We start from the raw sequence: 15,009 nt of genomic DNA, 5'->3' as shown, positions 1-15,009 counted from the left end.
ACGCGCTCGCCCCGGTCTTCGCGCGGCTGCGACGCGTCGACGCGGGGCGGCGCGCGCCCGGTCGGTCCCGGATCGAGGCGCTCACCTCCGAGGTGGAGATCGACGGCGGTCCGGGCGCCTGACCGCCGCCGGCCGGGTCAGGAGACCAGCGCGGGACGGCGGGAGCCGACCTCCTCGAGACGGCCGGTCTCGACGTGGTACACGAAGCCGCGGACCTGGTCACGGTGGGGGATGAAGGGCGACGCCTGGATCCGGGCGATCGACTGGCGCACGTCGGCGGCGACCTCGGGGAACGCCTCCAGGGCGAACGACGGCCGGATGCCGACCTCGGCCTCGATGCCCGCCTTCACCGCGTCGTCGGTGAAGGTGACCATGCCGCAGTCGGTGTGGTGGATGAGGATGATCTCCCGGGTACCGAGCAGCCGCTGCGAGATCACCAGCGAGCGGATGACGTCCTCCGTGACCACCCCGCCGGCGTTGCGGATGACGTGGCTCTCACCGGGCTCGAGCCCGAGGATGCGGTAGACGTCGAGTCGCGCGTCCATGCACGCGACCACGGCGACGTGCCGGCCGGGGGGCAGGGGCAGGTCGCCCCTGTCGAAGTCGCGTGCGTAGGCGTCGTTCTGGCGAAGAAGCTCGTCGGTGGCGCTCATCGGCGCTGGCCTCCGGTGGTGGGTGGGCTGCGCCCGGTATCATGACTATCTAGATCGACTTGGTCAAGATATCGACGGACGCGCTTCCCCGCCGCAACCACCCGGTGCCGCGCATCCGCACCAGGCAGGCGGCGAGGCGGGCGAGCACGAAGCAGGTGAGCCCGAACCAGATGCCGCCGAGGCCGAGGCCGGCGGCGCCGGCGAGCAGCGCCAGCGGCAGGTACACGGCGAGGCCGGCGGCGGTGGTCACGGCGGCGAGGTAGGCGGTGTCGCCGGCGCCGATGAGCACGCCGTCGAGGACGAACACCACCGCCGCCGCCGGCTGCATCAGCGCGAGGAACCACCAGGCCCCGCCGACCGCGCCGAGCACCGCCGGGTCCGGGGTGAACAGCCGCGGGATCACCCCGGCGCCGGCCACCAGCAGCACGCTGAGCACCGCCCCGGCGCCGAGGCCCCAGCGGATCAGCCGGCCGGCGAGCGCCCGCGCCGCGGCCACGTCCCCGGCCCCCACCGCGGTGCCCACCAGCGCCTGGGCGGCGATCGCGAGGGCGTCGAGGCTGAACGCCAGGAAGGTCCACAGCTGGATGGCGATCTGGTGCGCGGCCACGATCACCGGCCCCATGTGGGCGGCGACCGCGGTGGCGACGCTGAAGGAGATCAGGAACGCCAGGGTGCGGGCGCCGAGGTCGCGGGCGGCGACCAGCTGCGCCGCCATCCGCCGCGGCGCCGGGCCCAGCCGGGCGCCGCGGCGGGCGAGGGCGAGCACGAAGATCACCGCCGCCGCCGACTGCGCCAGCGCGTTGGCGATCGCCGATCCGAGGATGCCGAGGTGGGCGCCGTAGACGAGCGCGGCGCTGAGCGCGACGCTGGCCGCGTTGGCGATCACCACCACGACGAACGGGGTCACGGTGTCGTGGAGGCCGCGCAGCCAGCCCTGCCCGGCGAGGGCGACGCAGACGAAGGGAAGGCCGAGGGCGGCGACCCGCAGCCACGAGATCGCCTGCTCCCGCACCCCCGGGTCGCCGCCGCCGACCAGGGCGACGGCGGCGGAGGCGAGCAGCTCGACGACTCCGGTCATCAGCAGCCCGGTGAGCAGGGCCAGCCAGGTGGCCTGGACGGCGAGGTCGAGGGCGGCCTCGCGCCGTCCCGCGCCCAGCGCCCTGGCCACCCCTCCGGTGGTGCCGTACTCGAGAAAGGTGGCGACGCTGGTCATCGCCGTGACCACCGTGCCGCCCACCGCCAGGCCGGCGAGCGGCACCCGCCCGAGGTGGCCGACGATGGCGGTGTCGGCGAGCAGGTACAGCGGCCCCGCCGCCAGCGCCCCGAGGGCGGGCAGGGCGAGGGAGAGGATGGTCCTGCGGCTGATCAGCGGCTGCGCCTCCACGACGGGTTTCGACCCGGACCGAACCGGGAACGTTGCACTTGCAACTACAATGCCCGAGTGGGACGCCGTCCCGAAGGAGAACTGCCCCATGCCCGCCGTCACCGTCGACGACATTCTCACCCTCCCGCGCATCCCCGAGCCCGACCCCGCGGTCGCGGCGGAGCGACCGGTGCTGGGTGTCACCACCGCGCCGAGCGGCTTCGAGGGCGAGGGGTTCCCGGTGCGGCGCGCCTTCGCCGGCGTCGACCACCGCCACCTCGACCCCTTCGTCCACATGGACCAGATGGGCGAGGTCGAGTACGCGCCCGGCGAGCCCAAGGGCACCTCGTGGCACCCCCACCGCGGCTTCGAGACCGTCACCTACATCATCGACGGCACCTTCCAGCACCAGGACTCGAACGGCGGCGGCGGCCTGATCACCAACGGCGACACCCAGTGGATGACCGCGGGCGCGGGCATCCTCCACATCGAGGCGCCGCCGGAGGCGCTGGTGGTCAGCGGCGGTCTCTTCCACGGCATCCAGCTCTGGGTCAACCTGCCCGCCGCACAGAAGTGGGTCGAGCCCCGCTACCAGGACATCCGCGCCGGCCAGGTGGGGCTGCTCAGCTCCCACGACGGCGGCGCGCTGGTGCGGGTGATCGCCGGTGACATCGCCGGCCACGAGGGTCCGGGAAGCACCTACACGCCGATCACCGTGCTCCACGCCACCCTCAGCCCCGGGGCGCGCCTGCGCCTGCCCTGGCGGCCGGACTTCAACGCCCTCGTCTACGGCCTCGCCGGCGACGGCACCGCGGGCCCGGACGGCCAGCCCTTCGGCACCGGCCGGCTGGCGGTCTTCGGCGGCGGCGACGTGCTGACCATCACCGCCGCCCGCGACCAGGAGAGCCGCTCGCCCAACCTCGAGGTGCTCATCCTCGGCGGCCGCCCCATCCGCGAGGCCATCGCCTGGGGAGGCCCCTTCGTCATGAACACCCGCGAGGAGGTCCTGCAGGCCTTCGAGGATTTCAGGCACGGGCGTCTCGGCCGGATCCCGGCGGACCGGTGACCGTTCGGAGTTGCCCGTGTGAGTTGCTCGGGCCTGGACGGGTGGGAGCCACCACCCGTGTCAGATCACCCGAGCAACTCCACGGTGCCGATGGCTAGCTCGTGATCCAGATCGACTCCGCCTCGGCCAACGGATCCCGGATCTCGACGTTCAACGCCTTGATGTCGTCGATCGTCCACATCATCTTCGGGTCGTCGCTGAGGTGGGGCTGGCCGATCAGGGTCTTGCCGTCGGCGCGCAGCAGGCCGTTCTTGACGATGTACTCGGACAGGTCCCAGCCGTCGAACAGCTCCCAGAAGGTCTTGTAGCCGGTGTAGCGGGCCGGGTCCTCCCAGAAGATGAACTCGCAGGGGCCGGAGCAGAACGCGTGGCGCTTGCCGAGGTGCTCACGGATCCGGGCGCTGCTGATGTCGGGGCGGGGGAAGATGCACGGCATCTGGCAGACCCGGCAGAGCGGCGGCATCGACTGGAACATCTCGAAGGGGTTGCCGGAGCCGGGCTCGGTGAGCTCGCGGAAGCCCTCCCAGAACCAGCCGTAGTTGTCGTACCAGCCCGGGTACTTGTTCTCGAACCACTCGAAGTCGCTCTCGGAGAGCGGGGGGGTGCGCCAGTAGACCAGCGGCCAGCCGGCGAAGCCGACCATCGCCGCGGTGTGGCCGATCCAGTGCATCCGCTCCTTCGCCTCGTCCAGCCCCTTCGGCACCTGGAGCCCGAAGGGCTCGAGCCGGGAGATGTAGGAGCCCACCCAGTCGTCGGCGATCCAGTCCATCCACTTCTCCTTGTAGGAGCTGGTGCGGGTGGTCTGGAAGTAGTCGTAGACGGCGACCATGAAGGGGTCGATGAAGGCGTGCTGCCGCCAGAAGGCGCGGTCGAAGTCGGCCTGCAGGGCGGGGAGGTTGTCGGGCTCGGAGACGACCGCGGCCAGGGTGCTGTAGCCGTTGGCCATGTGCCGCGACTCGTCCGACTGGATGCTGAGGAAGACGCTCGGGGTGGCCTGGTCGCCGTTGGTCGCGGCGACCTCGGTCATGGCCACGAAGACCGGGTTGGTGTAGGCGGTCTCGGCGACCACCTGGAGGTTGAGCGCGCCCTCGATCGGGTCGCCCATGAAGAAGGTCTCGAAGCAGCTGCGCGAGGCCCGGCCGAAGAGGTTGGTACCGGCCAGCCGCTTGCCGCCGGCGAACCCGTCGGGGTCGGTGGCGTGCTTGGTGAAGTACCGGTTCAGGTACATCTGCTGGTTGACGTGACGGACCTCGTCGAGCATCTGCGCCATGTAGCCCTGGCGCAGCTCCGCGTTGGAGACGGTGTCGATGAGCTGGGCGACGCACTTCATCGCCGCGTACTCGGCGAAGTTCACCATCGAGAGCAGCGGCTTCATGATCTCGAGCCAGCGCCGCTCGGCGTGGGCGGGGGCGTTGGCCCGGGCGAGGGCGTCCTCGAGGCCGCCGTACTGGCGGTCGTCCTTCTCCTGCTCCATCGAGACGTAGTCGCGGATCAGGGTGCGGAAGGGGTCCTTGGTCTTCGGCGGGATCTTGAACTTGGTGGGATACCGATCGCGCTTGGTCTCATAGCTCGGGTCCCACTCGAATGCCTTGACGCGATTGTGGGCCTCGACCATGTTGTTGATCGACATACCGGGCTACCCCGCTGGTGGACGGATCCAGGGTCGCCTCTCCCTGGCGTGGCCACCATAGCCCCTCCGGACTGAGACCGCAGTCCCCCTTTTTCCCGGCCGGTGCAAGCCCGGTGGGTCGAAACGACCGGACGGTCAGGCGGCCGTCGGGCCGCCGCTCACCGCTTTGCGGTGGCGGTCCCGGGGCGGGGATTGGCCGGTGAGCCCCCGGTCACCAGCCGCTCCATCGTGACATTGCCGTTGAGGACAGCTCCGTCCTCAATCACCAGGCGGCCGACCTTGACGTCGCCGGTGATGATCCCCGACCCGGCGATCAGCAGCCGGTCGCGCACCACCGCGTCCCCGTCCACGATGCCGCGCACGGTCAGCTGCTGCGCCGACAGCTTCGCCTTCACGGTTCCGCCGCCGTCGACCTGCAGCGCACCGGTGACCATCGCCTCGCCCTCGAGCACCCCCTGCACCTGCAGGTTCCCGTCGTACACCAGGCGTCCGATCAGCTGGTCCTGCGCACCGAGGCTGATGGTGCCGGCCGCCACCGCCGCGCCCTCGCCGGTCCGTGGCCGGTCGGCAGCGGTCGCCGGTGGGGTCTGGGGCGTCGCCGTCTGCGTATCCATGTCCGCCGTCCTCGCGTTGAGCGATTGTCAGTAGGGGATGCCGTCGCGCCAGCATCACCCTGTCAGCAGAGAGCGCCGCGCGCGCTCGTGATCTTAGCGGGACAGAGTCTCCGATTTGTTCTATTGACGCATCCTGTCCAGAACCTTAATCCGATGATGCGCACCTCCGACCCCCGCAGCACCGATCCCGCGGAGCCCATCGCTGACTTCTTCGACGCGTTTGCTCCCCTGTACGACGACTGGGCCCGCGGACTGCACACCCGGGTGGCGTCCCGACTGGTGACGCTGTCGGCGCCGGCTCCGGGAGAGGACTGCCTCGACGTCGGTTGCGGCACCGGGCTGGTGGCCAACGCGGTGGCCCCGCTGGTGGGCCCGCGGGGCACCGTGGTCGGGCTCGACGTCGCCCCGGGGATGCTGCGCCGCGCGCGTGACCGGTCGCGGGCCGAGGGCATGCGCAACACCGTCTTCGAGCACGAGCGGGTGAGTGACCGGCTGCGCTTCCGTGACGGGCTCTTCGACCTCGTCACCCTGGGCACCTCGCTCGCCTACCTCGGCGATCCCCTCGCCGTGCTCGCCGAGGCCCGGCGGGTGCTGGGCAACGGCGGCCGCATCGCCCTGTCGCTGCGGCGGCGCTCGCTGGCGACCCCGGCGCAGGAGGCGTTCTTCGGCTGGCTGGAGGAGCTGACCGAGCAGCACTGGCGGGCGATCCCACGGCCGGAGGGCAGCCGCTCGCCGCTCGGCGAGCCCCAGACGCTGCGAGGCCTCCTCGCCGACGCCGGGTTCGGAGAGCCGGTGACGACGATGCTCACCACCGGCTCCCAGATGCCCTCGGCGGCGGCGTGGATCGACCACATGACCTGGACCGGCCCGTGGCCGTGGGCGCTGCTCACCACCCTCGGCCCCACCGAGCGGGGCCGGCTCGAGGCGGCACTGGGCCGGGAGATGGAGCGGATGGGCGACGAGGCCTTCCACTACACCGACGCCTTCACCCTCTGCGTCGCCCCCACCGCCTGACCCCGCGCCGGAGGCGGGGTTGTCCGGGCCGGACAGGGCCGGCCGGGCATCTCTGTCCGTGCCAGCGCTGGACAGGCGGACCGCGGGCAGGTAGAACCTCGTGGGTGGAGGACATGGAGGCGTGGGCCTGGCCGCCCCGATACGACGACGACTACCTGCCGCCCGCCGGCCAGGCGCACTGGTTCCCCCGCCGCGAGACCATGCCGGCGGCGGACCGCGACGCCGCCATCGCCGTCCGCATCCGCGAGGTGATGGCCTACGCCCACGAGCACTCGCCCTTCTACCGCCGCAAGTGGGAGGAGGCGGGGGTGCACCCCTCGCAGATCCGCACCCTCGAGGACTTCGAGCGGGTGCCCCCGGTCACCAAGGCGGAGCTGCGCGCGGCCCAGGAGCGGCGGCCGCCGTTCGGTGACTACCTCTGCATCCCCGAGGAGGAGGTCTGCCACATCCACGGCACCTCCGGCACCACCGGGCGGCCCACCGCGTTCGCCATCGGCCGGGCCGACTGGCGGGCGATCGCCAACGCCCATGCGCGGGTGATGTGGGGGATGGGCATCCGCCCCACGGACACCGTCTTCATCGGCTCCTTCTTCAGCCTCTACATGGGCTCGTGGGGAGCGCTGCTCGGCACCGAGCGGCTCCACGCCCGCGCCTTCCCCTTCGGCGCGGGCGTGCCCGGGCAGACGCTGCGGGCGGCGCACTGGATGGCACAGATGCGCCCCACCGTCTTCTACGGCACCCCCTCGTACGCCCTCCACCTCGCCGAGGTGGCCGCCGCCGCGGGCATCGACGCCCGCGACCTCGGCCTGCGCATCCTCTTCTTCTCCGGCGAGCCGGGGGCCTCCATCCCCTCGATCCGCGCCCGCCTCCAGCACGCCTACGGCGCCGCCGTCCTCGACACCGGCAGCATGGCCGAGATGAGCCCGTGGATGACCCCGGGTGAGACCAGCGCCCACGCCGGGATGCTCTGCTGGCAGGACATCGTCTACACCGAGATCGCCGACCCGCGGAGCTGGAGGCGGGTGGGGTACGGCGGCGAGGGCACGCCCCTGTACACCCACCTCGAGCGCGTCAGCCAGCCGATGATCCGGATGCTGTCCAACGACCTCTCGTGCTGGGAGAGCGGGCCCAGCCCGTGCGGACGCACCTACCCGGTCCTGCCCAGGGGGATCTACGGCCGCATCGACGACATGCTGGTCATCCGCGGCGAGAACGTCTTCCCCAGCGCCGTCGACGAGGTGCTGAACCGGATCCCCCACTACGGCGGCGAGCACCGGGTCGTGGTCACCCGCGACCGCGCCATGGACGAGCTCACCGTGCGCATGGAGTACGACGGCGTGCTCGCGGCGCTCGGCGACGGCGCCGTCGACGGGATCCGCGGCCGGACCGAGAGCGAGCTGCGGACCGTGCTCGGCGTCGGCGCGCGGGTGGAGATGCTGCCCCCCGGCAGCCTGGAGCGCACCGAGTTCAAGGCGCGCAGGGTGATCGACAGCCGCGACCTGCTCCGCGAGGTGAGGACATGACGATCGCAGACGGCATCGCCGACCAGCTCGCCCTGTGGGAGCGGGACGAGCTCGACACCTACCTGCGCCGCAGCCCCGAGGACCGCGACGACCACCGCACCAGCTCGGGGCTGCCGCTGCGCCGGGTGTACACCCCGCTCGACACCGCCGGCACCAGCTGGGACGACGTCGGCCTCCCCGGCCGCTACCCGTTCACCCGCGGGCCCTATCCGACGATGTACCGGGGACGGCGCTGGACGATGCGGCAGATCGCCGGCTTCGGCGCCGGCGCCGACACCAACCGGCGGCTGCGCTACCTCATCGAGCAGGGCCAGACCGGCATCAGCGTCGACTTCGACATGCCCACGCTGATGGGCTACGACTCCGACGACCCGATGAGCGCGGGCGAGGTCGGCCGCGAGGGCGTGGCCGTCGACGTCGTCGACGACATGGAGGCGCTCTTCGACGGCATCGACCTCGAGCAGATCAGCGTGTCGATGACCATCAACCCCACCGCCTGGATCCTGCTCGCGATGTACGTCGCCGTCGCCGAGGACCGCGGCTGCGACCTCGACCGGCTGTCAGGGACGATCCAGAACGACATCCTCAAGGAGTACATCGCCCAGAAGGAGTGGTGCTTCCCGATCCGGCCGAGCCTGCGCATCGTCCGCGACACCATCACCTGGTGCGCGCGGAACATGGCCCGGTACAACCCGGTGAACATCAGCGGCTACCACATCTCCGAGGCCGGGGGCAGCTCGGTCCAGGAGGCGGCCTTCACGATGGCGGTGACCCGCGCCTACGTGCAGGAGGTGGTGGCGTCGGGCATGCCCGTCGACGAGTTCGCACCGCGGCTGAGCTTCTTCTTCATCGCCCAGGCGGACTTCTTCGAGCAGGTCGCCAAGTTCCGGGCGCTGCGCCGCGTCTACGCGCGGATGATGCGCGAGGAGTTCGGCGCCCGGAGGCCGGAGTCGATGCGGCTGCGCTTCCACTGCCAGACGGCGGCGATCACCCTGACCCGTGCCCAGCCCTACAACAACGTCGCCCGCACCGCCCTGCAGGCGTTCTGCGCGGTGCTCGGCGGCGCCCAGTCGCTGCACACCAACGGGCTCGACGAGGCGATCGCGATCCCCAGCGAGTTCGCCATGAAGCTGGCGCTGCGCACCCAGCAGATCATCGCCGAGGAGACCAACGTCACCAGCGTCGCCGACCCGCTCGGCGGATCCTGGTACGTCGAGTCCCTGACCAACGAGATGGAGCGCGCGATCCTGGAGGTGCTCGACCGGGTGGAGGCGATGGGTGGCACGCTCCGCGCCATCGAGGACAGCTGGTTCCAGAGCGAGATCGCCGAGAACGCCTACCAGGTGGCGCGGCGGCAGGACTCCGGCGATCGGGTGGTGGTCGGGGTGAACCGGTACGTCGACGAGGACGAGGACGGCGCCGGGCCGGTGCCGGTGCACCGGGTCGACCCCGACACCGAGCGCCGCCAGGTCGAGCACCTCCGCCGGGTGCGCGCCGGGCGCGACGCCGCCGCGGTGCGGCGCGCCCTCGAGGAGGTGCAGCGCACCGCCCGCGACCCCGGCGCCAACCTGATGCCGCCGACGATCGCCGCGGTGCGGGCGCGGGCGACCGGCGGGGAGATCGTCCGGGCGCTGCGCGCCGTGTTCGGCAGCTACACCGAGACCGCGGTCTTCTAGGCATGGAGGCGCCCAGCGTCGCCGGGCTGCTCGCCGCCGAGCTCCGGCGCCGCGGGGTGCGCCGGGTGTTCGGCCTCTGCGGCGGCCACATCCAGCCGGTCTGGGACGCGCTCGCCCGGCTCGGCGTCGACGTGGTCGGCGTCCGCCACGAGGGCTCGGCGGTGTACATGGCGCAGGCCCAGGCGGACCTCGGCGGCGGCGTCGGGGTCGCCCTGGTCACCGCCGGACCGGGGCTGACAAACACCATCACCGCGCTGGCGAGCGCCCACCTCGCCCGCTCCCCGGTGGTGCTGGTGACCGGCCGTGCGCCGCGGCCGCAGAGCGGGATGGGCGCGCTCCAGGACATCCCCCAGGCGGCGCTGGTGGCACCGGTCTGCCGCCGGGTCGAGACCGTGTGGGACCGCGGCCACCTGCTCGCCCGCCTCGACGCGGTGTGGAGCGCGGCGCTCGGCGAGGAGGGCCCGCAGGGGCCGGCCTGCCTCGAGATCCCCACCGACGTGCTCACCGAGCCCGCCGCCACCGTCGACCGCGGCCCCCGGCGCGCCGCCGCGGTGGGCCGCGCCGCGCTGCTGCCCGACCCCGGCGCGGTGGCGGCCGCGGTCGCGCTGCTGGGCGAGGGACGGCGCACCCTGGTGGTCACCGGGCGGGGTGCCCGCGACGACCCCCGCGCCGTCGAGGCATTCCTCGACGCCACCGGCGCCGGCCACATCGACACCGCGGAGAGCCGCGGCGTGGTGGCCCGCGACCACCCCGCCCAGCTCACCGCGATGCGCTCGCGGGCGATGGCGGAGGCCGAGCTGGTGGTCACGGTGGGGCGCCGCCTCGACTTCCAGCTCGGCTACGGCTCGGACGCGGTGTTCTCCGCCGGGCCGGGCTGGCTGCGGATCGGGCGCACCACCGACGAGCTCGCCGACAACCGCCGCGGCGACGTCACCGTCCAGGCCGACGCGGGCGCCGCCCTGTGGGCGCTGCTCGAGGCGGGGGTGGGACACAGGGGGGCGGACACCGGCTGGCGCGACGCGCTCCACCGCGCCAGCGAGGAGCGCATCGCCGCCGCCCGCGCCCGCGCCCCCAGGCTCACCACCGGCGACGGCGGCATCCACCCGCTCACCCTGCTCGCCGCGGTCGAGGAGCTGGTCGACGCCGGCACCGTGGTGGTCGCGGACGGGGGCGACATCCTCTCCTTCGCCCGCTCCTCGCTGGCCGCGGACACCTGGCTCGACCCCGGCGCCCTGGGCTGCCTCGGCGTGGGCGTGCCCTTCGCGGTCGCGGCGGCGCTCACCCTGCCGGACCGGCGGGTGATCGCGGTGGTGGGCGACGGCGCCGCCGGCTTCTCGGCGATGGAGATCGACACCGCGGTGCGCCACCGCGCCCGCGCCCTGGTGGTGGTGGCGAACAACGCGGGCTGGAACATCGAGCGGCAGGACCAGATCGACCGCTTCGACGGCAACCTGGTCGGCGTCGAGCTGCCCGGATGCCGCTACGACCTGCTCGCCCGCGCCCTCGGCGCCCACGGCGAGCGGGTGGAGGACGCCGCCCTCCTTCCCGGGGCGCTGCGCCGCGGGCTCGAGAACGCCCCGGCGGTGGTCGACGTGTGGGTCAGCCGCGAGCCGGTGTCCCCGGACTCGCGCAGCGGCATGGCGGCGGTGCCGGAGCTCCATGCGCTGGCGCCGTGGGACCGTGCCGAGCGCGAGCTCCGGGCACGCACTATCCCCCCCGGATAGTTCCCGTCGCCAGCTTTATCCCGCCCACCGGATGACTCCTGCCCGGGCCGGGATGAAGATCGGCCCCTCAGCGGGGAACACGGAGCGCGACATGAGCACGACGACGCCCGAGCTGCGACGGATCCGGCCTCTCCTCGACGGTCTTCCGGGAGACGAGCTCTACGGCATCACCGATCCCGTCGACGGCGACCGCCTGCTCGAGCTCATGGAGGCCCGGCGGGTGGCCTTCTGGAACGCCACCCCCGACACCGAGAAGAGCCACTACCAGGGCTACAGCAGCATCTCGCGCGAGCAGCTGATCAACTCGCTGCGGCGGCAGTGCCACGCCGAGCTGGCCGCGGTGCACGCCCCCGAGCTGAGCTTCCGGGTGTGCCCCTGGCTGGACACCAAGCTGGACCTCGCCCGGCAGATGAACGAGGAGGCCCGGCACTTCACGATGATCAAGGCCCACCTCGAGGAGCTGGGGGGAGTCTGGGACGACGACTACAGCCCCGACCTCCCGGAGTGGAACCAGCTGTTCTCGCTGTTCATGCTGCTCGACAACCGCTTCTTCCTCGACCCCGCCAAGGAGGTGGTGGCGCGCTGCACGGTGCTGAACTTCGGCATCGAGGGCTGGGACCACCTCTACGTGCAGCCGCTCTTCCTCGGGATCATCCGCGACGTCGACGAGACCGTCGCGGAGATCTACGAGGAGACGATCATGCCCGACGAGACCTTCCACTTCTCCATCGGGCAGCGGGTGCTGCGCAACCACTGCGACCGCGCCGACCTGCAGCGGATCGCGGTCGAGTACCTGGACAAGCAGCTCATCGCCCACCGGCGGGTGAACGCGGCCTTCCCGCGGTACCACCGCGAGCTCGGCTTCCACGAGTAGTCGCGAGCCGACCCTGGCGACTGCAGACCGATGCTTCTCGAGCGGGTTCTGCTGGCCGGAGACCTCGAGGAGCGCCGGCCGGTCCGGATCAGGGCGGGCGGGGCCGACGTGGTCTGCGTGCTCGTCGAGGGCACCGTCTTCGCCTTCCGCAACAGCTGCCCGCACACCGGCTACAAGCTCCACCTCGGCCGGGTGCGCGGCTGTGTGGTCACCTGCAGCTCGCACCTCGCCCAGTTCGACCTGCGCGACGGCCACCTGGTGTCGGCGCCGATGGAGGGCCAGGACATCCCCACCGGCGACCTGGCGGTCTACCGGGTGATCGAGGAGGACGGCCACATCTCCATCGAGGTGCCGGAGTAGGGTGGCGCCGCCGTGCCGCGTCCACCTGATCCGGCACGGCGAGGCGGCGATGCCCGACCCCGAGGGCCGCATCCTCAACTACTCCGGCGCCCGGCTGACCGCGCGGGGACGCGAGCAGGCGCGGCGAATGGCCGCGGTGCTCGACCGCGTCCACGTCGACGCCGTGGTGAGCTCGGACCTCGAGCGCGCCCAGGAGACGGCGCGGATCGTCGCCGCCGGCCGCGCCCCGGTGCTCACCGACCCGCGGCTGCGCGAGATCGACCTCGGCGGCTACGACGGCATGACCTTCGCCGAGGTCGCCGAGGTCGACACCCGCTTCCTCCCCTGGCCGGGGGTGGCCTTCTACGGCCGGCTGGCGAGGGCCGGGTATCACGTCCCCTCGGACCTCGCCTTCCCCGGCGGCGAATCGGTCGAGACCCTCCACCGCCGGCTGCTGCCCGGCCTCGTCGAGCTCGCCGCGGCGCGCGGCGGCCAGACCGTCGCGGTGGTGAGTCACGGCTATGCGATCCAGGCGCTGCTCTGCCAGGTCACCGCCTGCGATCTGGCCAACTACTACCGATTCATGTACGCCAACGCGGTGACCACGATCGTCGACGTCGACGAGTCCGGCACCGGTGAGCTGCTGGTGCACAACGGCAACCAGGAGCTGGAGCGGGCCACCGCCGGGCGGCTCGGGGTCGACGAGGGGCCGGGCACCGCCCGCAGCGACGATCGCGAGGCCACCTGCCGGGTGGTGATGCTGTGCCCGGGCGACGGCGGCGACGGTCTCGCCGCCGGGCTGCGCGGGGTGCCGATGACGGCGGTGCGGCTGGCGCCGGGGGCGGCGAGCCGCGACCTCGGCGGGGCGGTCGAGGCGGCCACCGGCGTGGCCCCGCTGGTCGACCCCGGCCTCGGCGACGGCGACGCCGCGCCCGGCCGCCTCGCCGCGCTCGCCGCGGCGTCGCGGGGCGGGGCGGTGGTGGTGGTCGCGGAGCCGCCGGCGATGTCGCGGCTCGGCGCCCACGTCGTCGCCCTGCCCCCCGGCGGCGCGGCGCGGCTGCCCGCGCTCGCCGGCGGCCTCGGCCTCGCCGAGGTCGAGGCCGACGGCCGCGGGGTGCTCCACATCTGGAACGGCCGGATCGCACCGGAGCATGTCCGCCCGGGATAGGCGGGGGCCGCCGGATCTATCGCCCGAGTCACTCGACGGGGCCGCCGCGATGGCGTGTCATGCGAGCTGGACCGGATGCAGCGGAGGCGAGCGGCATGGCCGACCTGGTCGGCGTCCTGGGGCTGGGGAACATCGGCGGGGGCATGGCCCACCGCCTGCTCGACTCGGGATACGCGGTGGCGGGATACGACCTCTCGCCGGCCGCCGGTGACCGAGCCGCGGCGATGGGCGTGCGGATCAGCGGATCGGCGCCCGAGCTCGCCGCTGCGGTACCGGTGCTGATCACCTCCCTCCCCACCCCCGCCAGCGTGCTCGATGCCCTTCTCGGCGAGGGCGGGGCGCTCGAGGCGATGGTGCCGGGCGCGACCCTGATCGAGACCAGCACCATCGACCCGCACACCATGGAGCGGGTCGGCGCCGCCGCCCGCGCCCGCGGCCTGCAGGTCCTGGATCTCACCCTGAGCGGCGAGCCGCCCCAGGCGGCGCGCGGCGAGCTGGTGTTCATGGCCGGCGGCGACGAGGCGGTGCTCGAGGCCCAGCGGGCGCTGCTCGAGACCCTGTCGCGGAAGCTCCACCACACCGGCGCCGTCGGCACCGCCAAGACGGTGAAGCTGGTGAACAACCTGATGTCGCTGAGCAACATCGCCGCCGCCGCCGAGGCCTTCGTGCTCGGGGTGAAGTGCGGCATGGAGCCGCAGCGCCTGTTCGACATCCTGTCGACCTCGGGAGGGCGGTCGGCGCACTTCATCCACGACTGGCCGGGGGTGCTCCGGGGCGACTACCGCCCCGGGTTCAAGACCAGCCTGGCGGCCAAGGACATGGGGCTGATCCTCGACCTCGCCGAGCAGGAGAGGTACGCCGCGGTGCTCGCGCCGGTGCTCGCGCGGCTCTACCGCGACGCGGTCGAGGGTGGCAGCGGCGAGGAGCACTTCACCTCGCTGGTGAAGCTCTTCGAGAGCCGTGCCGGGGTCTCGGTGCAGCCCGCCGAGCCCGCGGCCAGCGGCTGACCGCGTGACCGGCGACACCGCGTTCGTGGTGCTGGCGCGGCACGGGGAGACCCGGGTGCCCGACGAGGAGGGCCGGTACACCAGCCGCCCGGGGCCGCCGCTGACCCCGCGTGGCCTCGACCAGGCGCGGCGGCTCGGCGCCACCCTCCGCCCCTTCCACGTCGCCCACCTCTACTGCAGCGACCTGCCCCGGGCGCGGCGCAGCGCGGCGCTCGTCGGCGCCGCGATCGGCCTCGAGCCCGAGCCGGTGGAGGCGCTGCGGGAGATCCACAGTGGCGACCTGAACGGCGCCACCCACGCGCACGTCGAGCTCGAGCACCCCCGCTTCCTGCCCTGGATCGAGGTGGGCCACCGCCAG

14 protein-coding genes are annotated in these 15,009 nt (G+C 73.0%); 10 read left to right on the top strand and 4 right to left on the bottom strand.

What is annotated here, in order from left to right; translation table 11 throughout:
* Positions 1–137 precede the first annotated feature (137 nt).
* Positions 138–653, bottom strand: coding sequence for a carbonic anhydrase (locus tag VGL20_12665; GenBank protein ID HEY2704534.1), 516 nt, complete (start codon positions 651–653; stop codon positions 138–140).
* A gap of 49 nt (positions 654–702) precedes the next feature.
* Positions 703–2,037, bottom strand: a complete 1,335-nt coding sequence (locus VGL20_12660) for an MATE family efflux transporter (GenBank protein ID HEY2704533.1) — start codon at positions 2,035–2,037, stop codon at positions 703–705.
* Between the two features lie 88 nt (positions 2,038–2,125).
* Between VGL20_12660 and VGL20_12655 the strand changes: the two genes are divergently transcribed.
* Complete coding sequence (locus tag VGL20_12655) at positions 2,126–3,082, top strand: pirin family protein (GenBank protein ID HEY2704532.1); 957 nt, start codon at positions 2,126–2,128, stop codon at positions 3,080–3,082.
* Positions 3,083–3,176: 94 nt separating this feature from the next.
* On the opposite strand, the gene VGL20_12650 is transcribed toward VGL20_12655, so the two are convergent.
* Together VGL20_12650 and VGL20_12645 are read right to left on the bottom strand one after the other, a co-directional pair.
* Positions 3,177–4,712: an aromatic/alkene/methane monooxygenase hydroxylase/oxygenase subunit alpha gene (locus VGL20_12650; protein HEY2704531.1), complete on the bottom strand. Its 1,536-nt coding sequence runs from the start codon at positions 4,710–4,712 to the stop codon at positions 3,177–3,179.
* 158 nt (positions 4,713–4,870) lie between these two features.
* On the bottom strand, positions 4,871–5,326 hold the full coding sequence (locus VGL20_12645) for a polymer-forming cytoskeletal protein (protein HEY2704530.1): 456 nt from the start codon (positions 5,324–5,326) through the stop codon (positions 4,871–4,873).
* A 156-nt stretch (positions 5,327–5,482) separates the two neighbouring features.
* On the opposite strand from VGL20_12645, the gene VGL20_12640 reads away from it, so the two are divergent.
* The 9 genes from VGL20_12640 to VGL20_12600 all read left to right on the top strand — a co-directional run.
* Positions 5,483–6,340, top strand: coding sequence for a methyltransferase domain-containing protein (locus tag VGL20_12640; GenBank protein HEY2704529.1), 858 nt, complete (start codon positions 5,483–5,485; stop codon positions 6,338–6,340).
* Between the two features lie 113 nt (positions 6,341–6,453).
* Positions 6,454–7,863: an AMP-binding protein gene (locus VGL20_12635; protein HEY2704528.1), complete on the top strand. Its 1,410-nt coding sequence runs from the start codon at positions 6,454–6,456 to the stop codon at positions 7,861–7,863.
* Entirely contained in the window at positions 7,860–9,539 is a 1,680-nt protein-coding gene (locus VGL20_12630; GenBank protein ID HEY2704527.1) for a methylmalonyl-CoA mutase family protein, read from the top strand. The genes VGL20_12635 and VGL20_12630 overlap by 4 nt, the downstream gene beginning before the upstream one ends.
* 2 nt (positions 9,540–9,541) lie before the next feature.
* On the top strand, positions 9,542–11,263 hold the full coding sequence (locus tag VGL20_12625; GenBank protein ID HEY2704526.1) for a thiamine pyrophosphate-binding protein: 1,722 nt from the start codon (positions 9,542–9,544) through the stop codon (positions 11,261–11,263).
* 91 nt (positions 11,264–11,354) lie between these two features.
* On the top strand, positions 11,355–12,137 hold the full coding sequence (locus VGL20_12620) for a hypothetical protein (GenBank protein ID HEY2704525.1): 783 nt from the start codon (positions 11,355–11,357) through the stop codon (positions 12,135–12,137).
* Between the two features lie 30 nt (positions 12,138–12,167).
* Positions 12,168–12,497 (top strand): Rieske 2Fe-2S domain-containing protein, encoded by a 330-nt coding sequence (locus VGL20_12615; GenBank protein ID HEY2704524.1) that lies wholly within the window; start codon positions 12,168–12,170, stop codon positions 12,495–12,497.
* 1 nt (position 12,498) lies between these two features.
* The gene (locus VGL20_12610) at positions 12,499–13,644 is read left to right on the top strand and encodes a histidine phosphatase family protein (protein ID HEY2704523.1); all 1,146 of its coding nucleotides are present in this window, start codon (positions 12,499–12,501) and stop codon (positions 13,642–13,644) included.
* 95 nt (positions 13,645–13,739) lie between these two features.
* Positions 13,740–14,651, top strand: a complete 912-nt coding sequence (locus tag VGL20_12605) for an NAD(P)-dependent oxidoreductase (GenBank protein ID HEY2704522.1) — start codon at positions 13,740–13,742, stop codon at positions 14,649–14,651.
* Between the two features lie 4 nt (positions 14,652–14,655).
* Positions 14,656–15,009: histidine phosphatase family protein (locus VGL20_12600; protein ID HEY2704521.1), on the top strand; the 354-nt coding region annotated here is incomplete at its 3' end.

Source organism: Candidatus Dormiibacterota bacterium, assembly GCA_036495095.1.
Classification (GTDB): domain Bacteria; phylum Chloroflexota; class Dormibacteria; order Aeolococcales; family Aeolococcaceae; genus CF-96.
Note: the sequence above shows the minus strand (reverse complement) of the source record. Positions and strands in the feature narration are given on the sequence as shown.